The organism is Amorphus coralli DSM 19760, assembly GCF_000374525.1.
GTDB classification, from domain to species: domain Bacteria; phylum Pseudomonadota; class Alphaproteobacteria; order Rhizobiales; family Amorphaceae; genus Amorphus; species Amorphus coralli.
The window spans coordinates 370,895-387,383 of record NZ_KB894572.1; the positions used below are offsets into that span (position 1 = coordinate 370,895).

Annotated in this window: 12 protein-coding genes; 11 read left to right on the plus strand and 1 reads right to left on the minus strand. The window is 68.3% G+C overall.

Annotated elements, in window-relative coordinates:
* Positions 1 to 37 precede the first annotated feature (37 nt).
* Positions 38 to 3,190, minus strand: a complete 3,153-nt coding sequence (locus C507_RS22355; protein ID WP_018699486.1) for a DUF2169 family type VI secretion system accessory protein — start codon at positions 3,188 to 3,190, stop codon at positions 38 to 40.
* Positions 3,191 to 3,513: 323 nt separating this feature from the next.
* Between C507_RS22355 and C507_RS0109660 the strand changes: the two genes are divergently transcribed.
* The 11 genes from C507_RS0109660 (at position 3,514) to icmH (ending at position 16,486) form a co-directional block, all read left to right on the plus strand.
* The gene (locus C507_RS0109660) at positions 3,514 to 4,137 is read left to right on the plus strand and encodes a hypothetical protein (RefSeq protein ID WP_018699487.1); all 624 of its coding nucleotides are present in this window, start codon (positions 3,514 to 3,516) and stop codon (positions 4,135 to 4,137) included.
* Between the two features lie 150 nt (positions 4,138 to 4,287).
* Positions 4,288 to 6,021: a TssA family type VI secretion system protein gene (locus C507_RS0109665; RefSeq protein WP_083923439.1), complete on the plus strand. Its 1,734-nt coding sequence runs from the start codon at positions 4,288 to 4,290 to the stop codon at positions 6,019 to 6,021.
* 78 nt (positions 6,022 to 6,099) lie between these two features.
* Positions 6,100 to 6,633 carry a type VI secretion system contractile sheath small subunit gene (tssB, locus tag C507_RS0109670; RefSeq protein ID WP_018699489.1) on the plus strand — a complete coding sequence of 178 codons (534 nt, stop codon included), beginning with the start codon at positions 6,100 to 6,102 and terminating at the stop codon, positions 6,631 to 6,633.
* Between the two features lie 131 nt (positions 6,634 to 6,764).
* Positions 6,765 to 8,252 carry a type VI secretion system contractile sheath large subunit gene (tssC, locus tag C507_RS0109675; protein WP_018699490.1) on the plus strand — a complete coding sequence of 496 codons (1,488 nt, stop codon included), beginning with the start codon at positions 6,765 to 6,767 and terminating at the stop codon, positions 8,250 to 8,252.
* 125 nt (positions 8,253 to 8,377) lie between these two features.
* A complete protein-coding gene (gene tssE, locus C507_RS0109680; RefSeq protein ID WP_026318981.1) occupies positions 8,378 to 8,797 on the plus strand; it encodes a type VI secretion system baseplate subunit TssE in 420 nt (139 codons plus the stop codon).
* Positions 8,794 to 10,551 carry a type VI secretion system baseplate subunit TssF gene (gene tssF / locus C507_RS0109685; RefSeq protein ID WP_018699492.1) on the plus strand — a complete coding sequence of 586 codons (1,758 nt, stop codon included), beginning with the start codon at positions 8,794 to 8,796 and terminating at the stop codon, positions 10,549 to 10,551. Before tssE ends, tssF begins: the two co-directional genes overlap by 4 nt.
* Positions 10,548 to 11,576 (plus strand): type VI secretion system baseplate subunit TssG, encoded by a 1,029-nt coding sequence (gene tssG, locus C507_RS20915; RefSeq protein WP_018699493.1) that lies wholly within the window; start codon positions 10,548 to 10,550, stop codon positions 11,574 to 11,576. The genes tssF and tssG overlap by 4 nt, the downstream gene beginning before the upstream one ends.
* A complete protein-coding gene (tagH, locus tag C507_RS0109695; protein WP_018699494.1) occupies positions 11,573 to 13,570 on the plus strand; it encodes a type VI secretion system-associated FHA domain protein TagH in 1,998 nt (665 codons plus the stop codon). Before tssG ends, tagH begins: the two co-directional genes overlap by 4 nt.
* The gene (tssJ, locus tag C507_RS20920) at positions 13,567 to 14,079 is read left to right on the plus strand and encodes a type VI secretion system lipoprotein TssJ (protein ID WP_018699495.1); all 513 of its coding nucleotides are present in this window, start codon (positions 13,567 to 13,569) and stop codon (positions 14,077 to 14,079) included. Before tagH ends, tssJ begins: the two co-directional genes overlap by 4 nt.
* 59 nt (positions 14,080 to 14,138) lie before the next feature.
* Positions 14,139 to 15,470: a type VI secretion system baseplate subunit TssK gene (gene tssK / locus C507_RS0109705; protein WP_083923442.1), complete on the plus strand. Its 1,332-nt coding sequence runs from the start codon at positions 14,139 to 14,141 to the stop codon at positions 15,468 to 15,470.
* A gap of 71 nt (positions 15,471 to 15,541) precedes the next feature.
* Complete coding sequence (gene icmH / locus C507_RS20925; protein WP_018699497.1) at positions 15,542 to 16,486, plus strand: type IVB secretion system protein IcmH/DotU; 945 nt, start codon at positions 15,542 to 15,544, stop codon at positions 16,484 to 16,486.
* Positions 16,487 to 16,489: the final 3 nt, after the last annotated feature.

The following is a 16,489-nucleotide window of genomic DNA, read 5'->3' on the forward strand; positions in this document are numbered from 1 at the left end:
CCTCTCGTGACGATGGTCAGGCCGGGTGCCGCGCCGCTCATGCGACGCTTTCCGGAGTGCGGAACTGCGTCTGGACCAGATGCGCTTTGTGCAGGTCGGTGCCGACGAGCTTGGCCAGCGAGAAGTCCGCGGCGTAGGCGTTGACCCTGCGCAGCGAGGCGCGGGAGAAATCGGCTTTGCGCAGCTGGGCGCCCATGAGGTCCGCGCCGAAAAAATCGCTCTCGCGGAAATCGGCGCGCATCAGCAGCGAATCGCGCAGCGAGGCCAGCCGGAAATCGGCGTGCCGGACGCTGGACATCATGAAGTTGCAGGCGCGCAGGTCGGCGCGCAGAAAGCAGCTTCCGGTCAGGTCGGCCGTCATCCAGCTCGACTTGACCGCATGGACGCCGAGGAACCGCGCCCGCTTCATCGACGGGTCGCCGATGAAGCCGCTCTCGGCGATGCTGGCCTTGTCGAACACGGCGTCGTCGAGCGGCAGCTTGATGAAGCCCACCTTGTGCAGCTTGGCGTGCTTGAAGCGCACGCCGACGGCGCTGCCTTCCAGGAACGACGTCTTGGTCAGGCGGGCCTTCTTGAAGCGTGCCCGGTCGAAGCTGCACCGCATGAAGGTGCATTCGGTGAGCGCGGCGCCGTCGAACCGGACACCCTCGAACCCCTGGTTCGCCACCACCCAACGGATCATCACCGCCTTCTCGAAGCTGGCCCCGTCGAGGCTGGCGAGCATCAGGTTCGGCCGCTCGATACGCGCGTGGGTGAAGCGCGCGCGGTCGAGCCGCGCGGACGCGAGATTGACGTCCACGAGCTCGGCATGGTCCAGGATCGCGCCGGTCAGGTCGGCACCGGCGAACGCCGCGTCATGCGCCTTCACGCCGCTGAGATTGGCGCCGGCAAGGTTGGCGCCCTCCAGCATCGTACCGGAAAGGTCGGCGCCGGAGAGGTCGGCACCGGCGAGATCGGCACCCGCGAGATCGCGGCCGGCGAGATGATCCTTGCCGATCTCGTTCAGGATGAGCGCGCCGAGCCGCTTGGCCGCCACGGGGGCGAGCGCCGGCATCGGCTCGGTCGGTTCGAGGCTGACCAGGCGCGCCTTGCGGTTGCCGTCGATCACCGACGGTTCCATCAGGTCGAACATCGCCTCGAACTCACGCACCATGGCGTCGGGATCCGTGGGGGCCCGTGTGCCCGCGTGGTCGGCAATCGCGGAGAGGAGCGCATCGAACCCCTCGCCGGGGGTTTCGGTCCGCAGGATCGGCATCATCTCCGCGAGCCTGGCCTCCGAGGCGGCCAGCGTTTCCCGGGCGCTGGCCACCTGGTCGGCGTCCAGACCTTCCGCCTCCATCCGGGCGAACTGGTCGGCGAGCTTCTCGGGGGCGATGATCGCGCGCGCCTCCGTCAACATCTCCGAAAGCCCGGCGCTCTCCATGCGGCCGGCGGCTTCGCGGATCTCCTTGCGGGCGGAGAAGAAGGGCCGTGCTTCCGGCAGGTCGAGCGCCCGGGCCCTGGCCCGCTCGAACTGTTCCTCCGGCGGGCCGGCGTGCATGGCCGGATCGTCGAAGACCGCGCCGGTAACCACGTCCCTGGCGGACGCCATGGCAGCGTGCACCTCGGCCTGTTGTTCCGGCGAACGCTCCGCCAGGGTCGGCATCTGCTCGAGCAACGCGTCGAGCTGCGACAGCACGCCGGCGCGGTCGGGCTCCTGGATGTCTATCTGGCCGAGGGCACCGGCATAGGCCGGGTCGGCCTTCGTGTCGGGTGCGATGTCGTAGAGGCTGGGAAGGGCGTCCAGGCTCGCCATGCCGCTCTTGGCGATCATGTCCTTCCGGAGCTCTTCCATCTCCACCATGACGGTATCGGCGAACTTCTTCTGCTCGGCGAGATCGTCGAGGAGCTCCGCGAAGTCGGCTTCGCCCCGCTCCATCTCCTCTTTCGTCGGCACCGCGATGGGCGGGATCTTCGGCATCGGCAGGGTCGGCACCAGCGCTGCTGGCAAGCCCTGGCTCTCGTGCTGCTTGCGGATCTGGAAGGCCTGGGCGTCGGAAAACGCCTTCATGTGGCGCTCGAAGGACTCCAGCTTGCGCTGGCGCCGCGCCGCCTTCACCGCCGGGTCGATCGCCGGCGAGAGCTGATAGTCGGACAGAAGATGCCGGGCCTTGGTCTTCGGATCGCGGCGCAGCGCGTAGACCTCGGAATAGTGCTCGGCGGGGCGCGGCGGATCGCTCATCCGCTCGTACGCAATCATCACGTCGGCGATGTCGTCGCCCTCGATGTCCTCGACCTGGATCGAGCCGCGGAAGGCAACGAGGCCCTTGTTGACGGAGCCGAAGATCCAGACCGTGTCGAGCTTCATCGTGAGCTCGCGCAGCCCGGCGGGCTCGGACGTCTTGTTGACGAAGGCGCGGGCGCGGATGCCGGGCAGGCGCGAGCGCACCTTCGGATGGCTCGACGACATGCCGGCGACCCGGATTTCCTCGTCGCCAGCCCAGAACCCGTCGAGCTGCTGGTCGGCCGGCGCGGTCAGAAAGTAGCGGGTGTCGAAGTCGGCCGGATAGCCCGGGAAGTGGGTCTTCATGTAGGCGCGGTCATAGGTGCCGAGATAGCGCTTGCGCCAGGGTGCGTCCGGCGGGTAGGGGCCGAACCACGCCGGCGGCGGCGCGTCCTCGATATGCAGGATCGGATTGTTCGGATCCTCCAGGTTCGGGAGCGACGCCTTGTGCCCCGCCTCGAACAGGTGGCGGGCGCCGGCCCCGCGGCCGAGCGGATTCGCGGCCACACCCTCGCCGCCATAGGCGCGCTGGGGGGTGAGCGGCATCGTGTTGAACTTGAGCGGATCCGAGAAGACCGGCCCGTGATTGCCGCGCACCCAGGTCCGGTTGCCAATCACCAGCAGGCGCTTGGATACGGGTCCCACGGAGACGGAGACCGTCATCCGGTCCACGGGGTGACCGTCCGGCGGAATGGCGCTGCCGCCGACGATGAGCTCGCCGTTCGGCTTGGGCGCGCCGAGGTCGAGGATCGAGCCGGGGGGAAGCTGCTCGGCCGCCATCGGCCAGAGCCCCATCTCCATCAGGAGATAGTCGGGCTCCAGCAGGTCGAAGAGGCCGAGCGCGGTCACCGTGAAGATGGCGCCGCCGTCGTGCGGCGTCGATTTGGTCAGAATGCCGAGCCGCATGGGCTTGATGATGCCAGGCACCGGGTCAGTTCTCCACGAGCGGGTGAACGGACGGCCGCGCAGGCGGGCGGCCTGGGACGCGCGCACGCCTTCCAAGGCGCGCCTCGCATGGCCCCAGTCGTTCAGTTCGCAGCCGTCCCCGGGCGTGACTTAAGGCGAGTTGCGCGACAGGACCATGACGCCGGCTCAGCATCTCCGTGGTGCATGCAGGGAAGCGTGTGGAAAACGGCTCGTTAGCCAAACCGCCCGGAGTGTCGTCGAAACGGCAAACACGCTGTGCTAGGGGTCTTGAGCCGGTTCAGCGGAGGGGCACGCGCTGGAGCCGGCCGAGGCTTGGAGGACGAATGACCATGCGCGCCGGAACCAGGGGGGTCTCCGTCGGACGCAGGCTGCCGGCGATCGCCATCGCCGCCGGCATGCTCGTAGGCGCCGGCCCGGCTGCTGCCGACTGGACCCTCACGTCCGACGGCAACGGCAGCTACACGCTGAAGGGCGAGGCGGACCGGGGCGACAGCCTGCAGGCCGAGTGCGCGCCCGGCGGCAAGCTGTCCTTCGCCTATATCCAGCCGGGCAACTGGGAGTCGGTGCTGGGCACGATCCCGATGACCCTGTGGACCAGCACCGACAGCGGCCCCAAGCACACGATGACGGTGACGGCGCGCCAGTTCGGCCAGAAGGGCGTCGCCTACACCAACGACAGCGACCTGGAGAGCATCTACACCGCGCTGCGCGACATGCGCGACGCAATGGTGACGATCCATCTCGGCATCGACGCCAAGAGCTACGGGGTGGCCTGGACCGATACTGCGTCGGCAAAGGACTCCACCAAGACGACGAGGAATTTCGCGCGGGGCTGCGGCATCGACATCGACAAGCTGCCGCCGGCGGAGCCGGCCGCAAGCGCCACCACAGCGTCCGGGGGCAAGCGGCTGCCGGCGCCGGACCTGTCGCCCGCCGACCTGCGTTGATGCTTGTTCCGCAATGGAAAAATCGACCGAAAGCGGGATCGGCAAGGTTACATATCGCTAATTTGTCACGTCTCTCGGATTTAACGATATTGGGAGACAACGGGGCCGCTGCCGGCACGGTTCGGCAGCGCGGGACGTGGGGAGCATATCGTGTCTGAGTGGCGCGAGCGTTTTGAGGATCCACGCGCCGCGATCGGTGGCGAGGCGATCTCTTCGGACGCACCGGCAGGATCGCCGGTGCGTGACGGCGAGGCGTTCTCCGCGCTCGAGGACGAGTTCCGCAAGCTGGAGACCGAAGGCCCGGCGGCCGTGCACTGGCCGGCGGTGCGCGACCGTGCGCTGTCCATCCTGCGCGACGAGGGCAAGGACCTTTTGCCGGCCTGCTGGCTGGCCTATGCGCTGTTCCGGACCGAGGGCTATGCGGGCCTTGCCACCGGGCTGGTGATCATCGACGAGATGTGCAGGACCTACTGGGACGAGCTGCAGCCGCCGCCCGCCCGGACCCGGGGCCGCGCGGGGGTGTTCGACTGGCTTTCCGAGCGGCTCGGTCCGCTGATCGACGGCCAGGCGCCGAAACCATCCGACGATCTCGCCGTGGCAACGGCCTTCGAGGCCGCGGATTCCATTGCCGCGATCCTCGACGACAAGCTCGTGCTGGAAACCACCATGTCGGTGCTGGTGCGCGCCCTGCGCGGGCATGCCAGTGCCGCCCGCGAACGGCTGGAAGCCGCCGATGCCGAGCGCCAGCGCGCGGCGGACGCGGCCGCGACGCAGGCCGCCGCTGCGGAAGCCGCCGCGGCTTCGGCGAGCGATCCGGCGGCGGACGGGGAGGGAGAGCCTTCCGACGGGGCCGCCGCGCCGGGCGACGACGCGCCGGCAAGTGCTGCCCCGGCTTCTTCCGCAACGCCCTCGCCCGCCACCCCGGCGCCCGCGCCCGCCGCTACGCCGGCACCGGCGGCGACCGCACCGGCCGCGGTGCCGGCGGTCGATCTCGCCTCTGGCGATGTGAACCGGGCCGTCTCGCAGGTTTCCGACGCGATGCGGGCGGTGGCGCGCATGCTGCGGCAGGCCTCCGTGTCCGATCCGCGCTCCTACACGCTGGTGCGCACCGCGATCTGGAGCCGCGTGGCCGAACTGCCCGAAGTGGACAATGGCCGCACGGCGCTGCCGGCGCCCGATACCGACAGCATCGCCTTCCTCGAGCAATCCTTCGCCGCCGGCTCCTACGCCGCGGTGGTGGAGCAGGCCGAAGAGATGCAGTCCGACAGCCCGTTCTGGCTGACGGCAAGCCGCTGGAGCGCCAGCGCGCTGCGCAAGCTGGGCGAGGACCATCAGGCTGCCGCGGACGCGGTGGAGGGGCAGACCGCCATCTTCATGAAGCGCTTTTCCGAGGTCGCTTCGATGAGCTTTTCCAACGGCACGCCGTTCGCTGACGCCGACACCGTCACGTGGCTATCCGGCATGAATTCCGGCGGAGGCGAGGGCGATCCGACGGCGGAGGCGACGGTGCGCGCCAAGGCGCTGCTGGCCGGCGGCAAGGGCGCGGAAGCCATGGCGTTGCTGGCCGGCGAAGGCCGGCGCGCCGGCTCGGGCCGCGAACGCTTTTCCTGGCAACTCGCCCAGGCGACGCTGTGCCTGGAGGCCGGTCGGATCGCCGAGGCGGTGGCGCTCTCCGATCATCTGATCGGGCGGGCCGGTGCCGTCGACGTGGCGGACTGGGATCCGGAACTCATCGCGAGGGCGGCGGAGACGCGGCTGAAGGCGCTTCAGAGCGAGGCGGCGGCTTCGGTCTTCGCGGAAGAGGAACTTGCGCGTCGAAAGAGCGAGGCGCGCGTCGACCTGGTTCGGGTCGATGCGGCCCGCGCATTCGGCGTGGGAGTATGAATTCGACTGGAATTGAAGCAGGATAACAGACGAGCTGGTGCTCGGCCCTGATGTCCGGGGTGGAAGGGGAAGCAGATCATGTCCAAAGAATCGTCGGTTGCTCCGAAGGAGCGCGTGAACATCCGCTACAAGCCGGCCACCGGCAATGCGCGGGAAGAGGTCGAGCTTCCGCTGAAGCTCCTGATGCTTGGCGACTACACCCTCAAGGGGGACGAGACGCCGATCGAGGATCGCAAGCTGTCCGATATCAACAAGGACAACTTCAACGATGTCATGCGCAGCTATGACCTCTCGCTGGACGCCAACGTCGACAACAAGCTCGAGGAGCCGGCCGAAGGGGCCGAGCCGGAGCAGATGGCGGTGTCGCTGAAGTTCGAGACGCTCAAGGACTTCGAGCCGGAAAATGTCGCCCGCCAGGTGCCGGAGCTGAACCGGCTCCTGGAACTGCGCGAGGCGCTGGTGGCGCTGAAGGGGCCGCTCGGCAATGTGCCGGCGTTCCGGAAGATGATCCAGGGCATGCTCGACGATTCCGACCAGCGCGAGAAGCTCCTCTCCGAGCTGACCGCGGTGACGGAAGCCAAGCGCGACGACGAGGGCGAGCCCTCGGCCTGATCGAGCGGTGCTGCGCCGGCCGGATGCAGGGGCCGGCGCCCCGACCTGGTACGCCGCGGTCCCCGGGCCGCAGGCGTGCGACGACCCATAGCCCGATTGGGCGGAACCGAAGTAACCGAGGGCTTTGAGCCATGGCCGACACCGAACTTGAGAAGTCGCAGGCAGCGACCACCGAAGAAGCGACCGAGGGGTCCCTGCTCGACCAGATCCTGCAGGAAACCCGGATGGCGCCCGAGGACGACGGCTACGACGTCGCCAAGCAGGGCGTGGCGGCGCTGATCGCCGAGCTGGTCAAGCCCAGCCGGGCCGACGAGAAGGTCAACAACTCGGCCGTCGACCAGATGATCGCCGAGATCGACCGCAAGATGTCGTCGCAGCTCAACGCCATCATGCACGAGGAAAACTTCCAGAAGCTGGAATCGGCCTGGCGCGGCCTCAAGTTCGTCGTCGACCGGACCGACTTCCGGCAGAACATCCGCATCGAGATGCTGAACGCCTCGAAAGAGGATCTGCTGACCGACTTCGAGGATGCGCCGGAAACGGTGAAGGCGGGCCTCTACAAGCACGTCTACACGGCCGAGTACGGCCAGTTCGGCGGCCAGCCCTTCGGCGCTGTCATCACCAATTACGACTTCGGCCCCGGGCCGCAGGACGTGAAGCTGATGCAGTACACGGCCAGCGTCGGCGCCATGTCGCATGCCCCGGTGATCGGCGCGGTCTCGCCGCAGATGTTCGGCGTCGACAAGTTCGAGGAGCTGCCCAACCTCAAGGATCTGGAGTCGATCTTTGAAGGTCCGAAATATGCCAAGTGGAAGAGCTTCCGGGAATCGGAGGACTCCCGCTATTTCGGCCTGACGCTGCCGCGCTTCCTGCTGCGTCTGCCGTATGGCCGCGAGACGGTGCCGGTGAAGAGCTTCGACTTCGAGGAGGATCCACACGGCGAGACGGAGAACTATCTCTGGGGCAACACGGCGTTTGCCTTCGCCACCCGCCTGACCGACTCCTTCGCCAAGTACCGCTGGTGCCCGAACATCATCGGTCCGCAGTCGGGCGGCGCGGTCGAGGATCTGCCGCTGCACAACTTCGAATCCATGGGGCAGCTGCAGACCAAGATCCCGACCGAGGTCCTGGTCTCCGACCGGCGCGAGTACGAGCTGGCCGAGCAGGGCTTCGCCTCGCTCACCATGCGCAAGGGCAGCGACAACGCCGCCTTCTTCTCCGCCAACTCGGTGCAGAAGCCGAAATATTTCGGCACCACGTCGGAAGGCAAGGACGCCGAGCTCAACTACAAGCTCGGCACGCAGCTTCCCTACATGTTCGTGGTCTCGCGCCTCGCCCACTACGTGAAGGTGCTCCAGCGCGAGAATATCGGCAGCTGGAAGGATCGCAACGAGCTGCAGCAGGAGCTGTCGACCTGGCTGCGCCAGTATGTCTCCGACCAGGAGAACCCGTCGGCCGACGTGCGGTCGCGGCGGCCGCTGAAGAAGGCGGACATTGTGGTCGAGGACGTCGAGGGCGAGCCGGGCTGGTACCGGGTGAACATGGCGATCCAGCCGCACTTCAAGTACATGGGCGCCGATTTCACCCTGTCGCTGCACGGCAAGCTCGACAAGTCCTGACGGGCTGCCCGCACTTTATACCCGGACGCGCGCCGTGACCCCGACGCGCGTCCGGCGAACCATGCCGAAGAACGAGGCGCACCGGCCCTCCGGCCGGGCGCGTCTCCGTCTCACGGATTGCGAGTATGCGTTACGAGTTTTCTCTCCTGGAACGGTTGGATGCGGTGGAAGGCGGACGAGCAATGCCGCGCCGCAGACCGGACCCCTCGGCCGTGGTCGAGAGCGTGATGGGAAACCTGTTGCGCGTCCTGAACGCCCGCGAGGGCTGCTGTGAGACCCGGCCGGACTACGGGGTTCCCGATTTCAACTCCTTCATCGGGCTCTACCCCGACGCGTTGCCGGCGATCTCGCGGACGGTGCGCGAGCAGATCGAGATGTTCGAGCCCCGCCTGACGGACGTGGACGTCAGCTTCGTCCCGAACCCGGACCAGCCGCTGGCGCTCAACTTCCACATCGAGGCGCAGCTGTCGTCGGACGGCGAGCGCCGCAAGGTCTCCTTCGAGACCGTCTTCGCCGATGACGGCCGGGCCATGGTTCGCAGATGAGCATCAACCGCTATTACGAGGACGAACTGAGCTACCTTCGGGAGCTTGGCGAGCAGTTCGCCAAGGCCAACCCGAAGCTTGCTTCCTTCCTCGGGCGGGAATCCGACGACCCGGACGTTGAGCGGATGCTGGAGGCCTTCGCCTTCCTGACCGGGCGGCTGCGCCAGCGGCTGGACGACGAACTGCCGGAGCTTGCCACGAACCTGCTTCAGCTGGTCAACCCGCAGCTCCTCAAGCCCATTCCGCCGATGACCATGATGAGCTTCCGCGCCAAGCCCGGCGCGGGCACGGAGCGCGTCGAGGTGCCGCGCAACACCACGCTCGCCTCCCAGGCTGTGCGCGGGACGGAATGCATGTTCACCACCCGCTACCCCGTCTCCGTCGTCCCGGCGGAAGTCGAGGACGTGGCATTGGAGAACCGCACGACCTCGGCACGGATGATGGCCACCCTGCGCCTGACCGATGCCATCCCGGCGGGGGAGCTCGGCAGGGTGCCCCTGCGGCTGCATTTTTCCAGCGAGCGCGAGCCCATTGTCGGGCGGACGCTGCTCCTGTGGATGCTGCGCTACCTGCGCGAAGTCCGCGTGCAGGTGGGGGACAGCCCGGCGACCACGCTGTCGTCCGACGTGGTGCGCCCGGTCGGGTTCGACCGGGACGACGATGTCATCCCGTTTTCGCTCAACACGTTCTGGGGATTCCGGGTGCTGCAGGAATATCTGCTGTTCCCGGCGAAGTTCCTGTTCGTCGACGTCGACTGGGCGGCCGGGCTGCCGGAGGAGTTCCCGTCGGCCGGCGAGCAGCGCATCCAGCTCACCTTCTCCTTCTCCCGGCCGCTGCCGGACCAGGTCCGCGTCGCGGCGCGACACCTGGAGCTCAACGCCACGCCGGCGGTGAACCTGTTCCGAACCGACGCCATGCCGATCATGGTGGAGCCGCGCCGGACGGAGTACCGCATCCGTGCCCCCCGGCCGGACCAGTCGGTGCACGGCATCTTCCAGGTCTCCGGCTACGTGCAGGGCCAGAGCGGGCGCGTCACCTATTATCCGTTCGAGAGCTTCCGCCACGACCACGGCAACAAGGAGGACGGGCGCTTCTACTACCGCGCCTTTCCGCGTCCCTCGACGCTGTCGAACGGCATCGACCTGGTGGTGGCCTTCATCAACGGCCGCGAAGAGTTCATCAGCCCGCGCGCGGAGACGATCACGCTGCGCATCGATGCGACCAACGGGGCGGTGGCGCACTTCCTGCCGATCGGATCGATCACCCAGCCCACGGCCGACACGCCGGGCAGCGTGTCGTTCCGCAACGTGTCCACCGTCACCAATGAGGTGGCGCCGCCGCTGTCGGACGGGATCCAGTGGCGGCTGATCTCGTCGCTGGCGCGCAATTTCGGATCGCTGCTCTCGGTGGAGGCGCTGCGCGCCGTCATCGATGCCTACGACTTCCGGGCCGCCTACGACGTGGCCGAGCGCCAGCAGCTGGACAACCTGCTCGCCGCCATCCAGGCGGTGGAGGTGGAGCCTTTCGACCTGTTCCTGGACGGCCGGCCGGTGCGCAGCCGGCGGATCGTTCTCAAGATCAGCGAAAACGTCATCGGCGGGGAAGGGGAGCTGTTCCTCTTCGGGTCGGTGATGAACGTCTTCTTCGCGGCCTACTCGGCCGTCAACAGCCATCACCAGCTACGGGTGATCGGCATCGACAGCAACGCGGTGTACGAATGGGCGCCCAGGATCGGGGAAGCGAGTCCGCAGTGAGCGACGCCGCTCTCGCGGCGCTCTCGACCTACGGGTTCAACAATGCCGTGTCGCGGCTGCAGGCGCAGCTCGACATCGACGGGATCGGTGGCATCGCCCGCCGGCCCGAGGATGAGAAGCTGCGCTTTCGCGCGGCCCGTTCGCTCGGCTTTCCAGCGCGCGAGGTCGCCGAAATCCGCCATTCCGCCGATGGCACCGGGCAGATCGAGGTCCGGGTGAACTTCCTCGGCCTCTACGGGCCGTCCTCGCCGCTGCCGCCGGTCTACACGGAGCGCATCCTGCATTCCGATGTCGGCGATTCGGTGCTGGAGGATTTCCTCGACTTCTTCAACCACCGCCTGATCTCGCTCTACCGGCGGATCTGGGCGCGGTGGCGCTATCATCTGCGCTACCGGGTCGGCGGGGGCGATCCGATTTCCGCCCGGCTTCTCAGCCTGTACGGCGCGCCGGCGGCGAAGGACCAGCATGCGGCCGATCCCGACACGGCGCTGCTGCTGCCGCAGCTCGGGCTGCTGGCGCTGTACAGCCGTTCCTCCGACGTGGTGGCCGGCATCCTCACCCATCACTTCAAGGTGCCGATCGAGGTCCAGGAGTTCGTCACCCGCGAAGTCCGGGTCTCGCAGGCCGACCGCGGCCGGCTCGGCCGGTCGATGACGGTGGGACGCAACATGATCCTGGGCGCGTCGGTGCGCGACAGCCTGGGCAAGTTCCGGGTCAGGGTGGGGCCCTTGTCGATGCCGCTCTTCCAGCAATTCCTGCCGTCGGGCGAGCACCATGCCAGGCTGACCCGGCTTATCCAGCTGACCCTCAAGGATCCGCTGGAATGGGATATCGAGCTGGTGCTGGAGGAGAACCAGGCGTCCGGTTCGCGGCTGGGCCGGGCGCAGATGGGCTGGACGAGCTGGCTCGGCAGCGTCGAGGGCGCACCTGCGCCGGTGCTCGTGTCGGGAACCCACAAGCCGCCGGGGGCAGCCGGCGCCCCCAATGCCAGCAATGATCCGTCGACGCGGAGGCAGGCCGCATGAGACTGACGCTTTCCATCGTCTCGGGACAGGTGTCCGGTGTGCAGCGCGGGCTGTCGCATACCTTCGGGCGTGAGGGCGGCATCATCGGCCGCAACGCCGCCTGCGACTGGCAGATCGAGGATGCCACCCGCACCGTGTCCGGCCGCCATGCGACGATCTCCTTCCGCGACGGCCGCTTCTACGTCACCGACACCAGCACCAACGGGCTGTATATCGACGGAAGCGTCGAGCCGCTCGGCCGCGGCCGTTCCGCGGAGATCTCCGAAGGCACCCGCCTGCGGTTCGGCGACTATGTCGTGGCCGCCGCGCTGTCCGACACGATGCCGTCCGACGAGGACCGGGCTCTGCCGCGCATGTCGATCGCGCCCAATGCGGCGCCGCGCGGGCTGAGCACCGACCCGCTGGACCTCCTCGGAGATACGTTCGGCTCCGAGGAGCTGTCGATGGCGCCGCAGCGCCGGGAGCCGCCCAAGGCCCGGCAGTCGTCGCCGAAAACCACCGGCACACGGGCCCGGGCAAAGGACGACACGCTGGGGTCCTTCTTCGGATCCTCCGGGGCGAACCGGAAGGGGGACCCGTTCGCCGATCTCGGTTCCGCCGATGCAGGCGAACACGGCAGCGCGCCGGTTGGCGAAGACTGGATGGGAAGCAGCGCCTCCCCGCCGTCGGACGCGCGGACCTATGTGCCTCCGATGCCGGAACCGCAGCCCCAGACCGTCCGCGCGCCGGTCCAGCCGGCCCGCCCGGTCCAGGCGCCGGCGACAGAGGTGCCGAAATCCGCCACGGCGGACATCGGGTCCGCGTTGAGCCATGCGCTGGCCTCCGAACTGGACGACGCCGGGTCTGAACCCTCGCGCCGCTCAGTGCGGCACCGCGTGCCTGCGCCGACCGAGAGCGCGGAGACCGATCTGCCGGCCACGCCGGAGCAGGCCGAGCCCGCGGCTTCATCCGAAGCGGCTCTGCCGCACGACCTGTCGTGGGAGGATCTTCTGGGCGCCGACGCCGCCCCGCCGCCGGGTCCGCGCGTCGCGCCGGCCAGCACGCCTGCCTCAGGCGCCGCGCCGACCGCACAGCCGCTGCCGTCGATCGACGAGCTGCTGGGGGGCATCGCGGCTCCGGCAGGCGGGCCAGCGGCGAAGTCGTCAGCGGATGCTGCCCCCGCCGGGACGGGCCAGGCGCGCCGCCCGCGCCGGGAGCCGGGCAACAATCTCCTGTCCGACCTGGTGACGCCGGCGACGCGCCGCGACGCCAGCCGGAAGGCGGCGGCCAACCCGCTCGACCCGGTGTCGGTGCTGAGCCAGCGCGCCAGCCACCGCCCTGCGATGACCCACTACACCGCCGAAGCCCCCGCTGCGGCGCCCGCGCCGGCCAGCCCCGCGGCGGCACCGGAGGGCGCGGGTGCGGCTCCGGCTGCGTTCGACGCGGTGCTGCGCGCAGCGGGGCTCGATCCCGCCATCGTCCCGGCGGAGAAGCGCGCGGAGGCCGCCTGCGAGCTGGCGCGCGCGGCCCGCGCGGCGGCCATCGGGATGACCGACGTGCTGGCGGCGCGGCGCCTCTTCAAGGAAGAGTTCCGGCTCGATCGGACCCGGGTCCAGCCGGAGCACAACAACCCGTTCAAGTTCCAGAAGTCCGGCGACGAGGCGCTGACCAAGGCGATCGGTGGGCGCGAGGAAGGGTTCCTGGCCGCCGACGAGGCGATGACCGAGGGCTTCCTGGACGTGAAGGCGCACGAGCTGGCGGCCATGGCCGCGCTGCAGAACGTGATCGCGACCCTGCTGGCCCAGCTCGACCCGGCCAGCATCCAGGCCGAAGACGCCGCGGGCGGATTCTTCGGACGGGGTGACGGAAAGGCGTTATGGGAGCGCTATAAGGAACTGCATGCAAGCCTTGCGCAGGACCCGGAAGCGACGGCGCGTTCGCTCGTCTCCGACCAGTTCCGCAAGGCCTACGACAAGACCATCGCCACCATGCGAGCAAAGGATCCAAGCCGATGACGCAGACGCTGATTGCCCGCAAGCCGCTGTCGCTGGTCGCCATGCTGGCGCTGGTCGTGTTTGTGGCGGGCTGCGGCGGCGGCGGGCTGTTCAAGAAGGCGCCGACGTCGATGGACATCACCATCTCGGCCAACACGTCGCTGAACCCGAACGCCGACGACGAGTCGTCGCCCGTGGTCGTGCGCATCTACGAGCTGAAGTCGGTCTCCACCTTCAACAGCTCGGAGTTCTTCCAGCTCTACGACGACGACACGAAGACCCTCGGCGCCGACCTGGTGAACAAGGAAGAATACGAGATCGCGCCGGGCACGACGAAGAAGATCAAGAAGACCACGGCGGACGAAACGTCCTACATCGCCGTGCTGGCGGGTTTTCGGGACATCGATTCCGCCACGTGGCGCGGGTCCGCGCCGCTGGTCAAGAACAAGGAAAACATCGTCACCATCGAGCTTACCAGCCTTGCGGTCACGCTGAGCGCCAAGGAAAAGAAGGCGCTGGGGGTCTTCTGATGAGGCATCGCGACATGGTTGCAGGATCCACCGTCCGAGACGACGAGGCACACGGTTAGATGTCACTGACGAGCAGGACGCTTTGGTTCGAGGGGATGTTCATGTCCCCGCAGCACTTCCAGCAGCACGACCGGTGGGTCGACCGGCTGGTGGACGAGCGCGCCTCGGGCCTGTCGCCGGCCGGGTGGGGCCTGAGGTCGTTCGCCGTGGACGATCAGGCGCTGGCCATGGGGCGCATCGTGGTGACGAAGCTGCGCGCGGTGCTGCCGGACGGCACCGTCGTGCGGGCTCCGGAAGATGTGGCACTGCCGCCGGCCAAGACGGTGTCTTCGGGCGATGCCGGGGCGCCGGTGAAGATCGTGCTGCCGTTGCGGTCCGGTGACGGCGTGGAGCTCGGCCGCTCCACCGACTTCGAGCGCACCAGCGCCAGCGAGATCGAGGCGCATGACGCCACCGGGCCCGATCGTCCGGCGGTGCGCATCACCGTCGGCGAACCGAACCTGCGGGTCACCGTCGGGTCCGACCCGGTGGAGGACTGCTGCGAGCTGGCAGTGGCGCGCATCCACTCGGTGGAGCCGGGCGGCGCGGTTCAGCTCGACGCCTCCTTCATCGGTCCGTGCCTTGACATGCACGCGTTCCCCGCGTTGCTCGACGCCGCCCGCGAGACGCACCGCCTGCTCAGCCAGCGCGCCTCCTTCCTGGCGGAACGCGCCGGACCGACCCAGAGCGACGCCGACACCGCCGGGCTGATGGACCTGATCCTGCTCAGCGTCATCAACCGGCACGAAGTGCTGTTCCAGCATCTCTCGCAGATGCCGGGCACGCATCCCGAAGCGCTCTACAGGGCGATGATCGCCGTCCTGGCGGAGCTCAGCGCCTTCCTGGGCCAGGAGCGGCGGGCGGAGGATCTTCCGGCCTACGTGCACGAGACGCCGGAGGCGGTGTTCCCGCCGCTGCTCGCGCGCATCCAGCAGCTTCTTGCAAGCGTCACCGAGCGCAAGGCTATCCGCATCCCGCTGGAGCAGAAGAATTACGGCATCTGGATCGGCCAGATCGCCGACCGTTCGGTGTTCACCGGCTGCCGCCTGATCCTGGTGGCGACGGCGAGCGTGCCCGGCGAGAACATGAGCCGGGAGTTCCCGGTGCGCACCAAGGTGGGACCGGTCGAGCAGATCCGCGACCTGGTGAACCTGCAGTTGCCCGGCATCGGGATGCGCCAGGTGAACGTGGTGCCGCGGGAGCTGCCGGTGCTGCGCAACGGCTTCTATTTCGAGCTCGACCAGACGGCCGAGCTGTGGGGGCGACTGAAAAATTCCGCCGCGTTCGCCTTTCACGTGAGCGGCGACTATCCGGACCTGTACATGGAGTTCTGGGCCGTCAGGACGACGTAGGGACCGGACGCGACTTCACCGGGGGACGGCAGCGCGGTCCGCAGGGCGCGAACCGCAGGGCAGCCGAGGCGATGACAGACACGAGCGACGACGATCCGACAGTCTTTCAGCAGGGTGGCCAGGGCCGCTCCAAGGTGAGCCCGCGCGCGCGCACCAGCCTGAAGGATCTGGTTGACGACGACGAGGACGACGCGACGCTGCGCAGCGACCAGGCGCACGACGACGATCCGACCGTCGCCGTGCCGCGCGAACGCGAGGCGCAGGTTCCTGCCGGGGCGGAGAGCGGGGCGGAAACTGCAACCTACGACACGCTTCTGCGGCGCCAGCCGCAGCGTGGCGACGACATCCTGCTGATCTGCGCGGAGCCGCTCCTGGTGCTCGCCGCGGAGCTGCGCAACGCGGTGGAGTTCGCCGATATCGACGCGTTGCGGCGACGGATCTCCGACGAGATCTCCCGCTTCGAGGAACGCTCGGCCAAGGCCGGCGCCTCGGCCGGCGAAATCACGGCCGGGCGCTATGTGCTGTGCTCGCTGCTCGACGAGATCGTGCTGACGACGCCCTGGGGCAGCCGCTCCACCTGGAGCAAGCAGAGCCTTCTCAGCGAGTATCACGGCGAGACCTGGGGCGGCGAGAAGGTGTTCCAGCTTCTGGAGCGCATTCTCGACCAGCCGAAGAAATATATCGCCGTTCTGCGCCTGATCGACGCCTGCCTGCTGCTTGGGTTCGAGGGCCGCTACCGGGTCATCGAGGGCGGCCGCGATCAGCTGGATAGCGTGCGGACCCGGCTGGGCCGGCAACTGCGCGAATACCTGCCGGCGCCGCCCGATCACCTCGCCGCAACGGTCCAGGCCAAGCGGAAGAAGCGCTCGATCCGCACCTTCATCCCGCTGTGGATGGCGTTCACCGCGAGCGGCGCGCTTCTCGTGCTGCTCTACATTTTCTTCCAGATCAGGCTCCAAGAGGATCTCGGTCCGGCGCTCGACATGATCAGTACCCTGCAGAGTTCGGTGAGGTAGACG

Coding starts and splice junctions, on each gene's coding strand:
- C507_RS0109660 (WP_018699487.1), top strand. CDS start 3,514: ATGACCATGCGCGCCGGAACCAGGGGGGTCTCCGTCGGACGCAGGCTG.
- tssB (WP_018699489.1), top strand. CDS start 6,100: ATGTCCAAAGAATCGTCGGTTGCTCCGAAGGAGCGCGTGAACATCCGC.
- tssC (WP_018699490.1), top strand. CDS start 6,765: ATGGCCGACACCGAACTTGAGAAGTCGCAGGCAGCGACCACCGAAGAA.
- tssE (WP_026318981.1), top strand. CDS start 8,378: ATGCGTTACGAGTTTTCTCTCCTGGAACGGTTGGATGCGGTGGAAGGC.
- tssF (WP_018699492.1), top strand. CDS start 8,794: ATGAGCATCAACCGCTATTACGAGGACGAACTGAGCTACCTTCGGGAG.
- tagH (WP_018699494.1), top strand. CDS start 11,573: ATGAGACTGACGCTTTCCATCGTCTCGGGACAGGTGTCCGGTGTGCAG.
- tssJ (WP_018699495.1), top strand. CDS start 13,567: ATGACGCAGACGCTGATTGCCCGCAAGCCGCTGTCGCTGGTCGCCATG.
- tssK (WP_083923442.1), top strand. CDS start 14,139: ATGTCACTGACGAGCAGGACGCTTTGGTTCGAGGGGATGTTCATGTCC.
- icmH (WP_018699497.1), top strand. CDS start 15,542: ATGACAGACACGAGCGACGACGATCCGACAGTCTTTCAGCAGGGTGGC.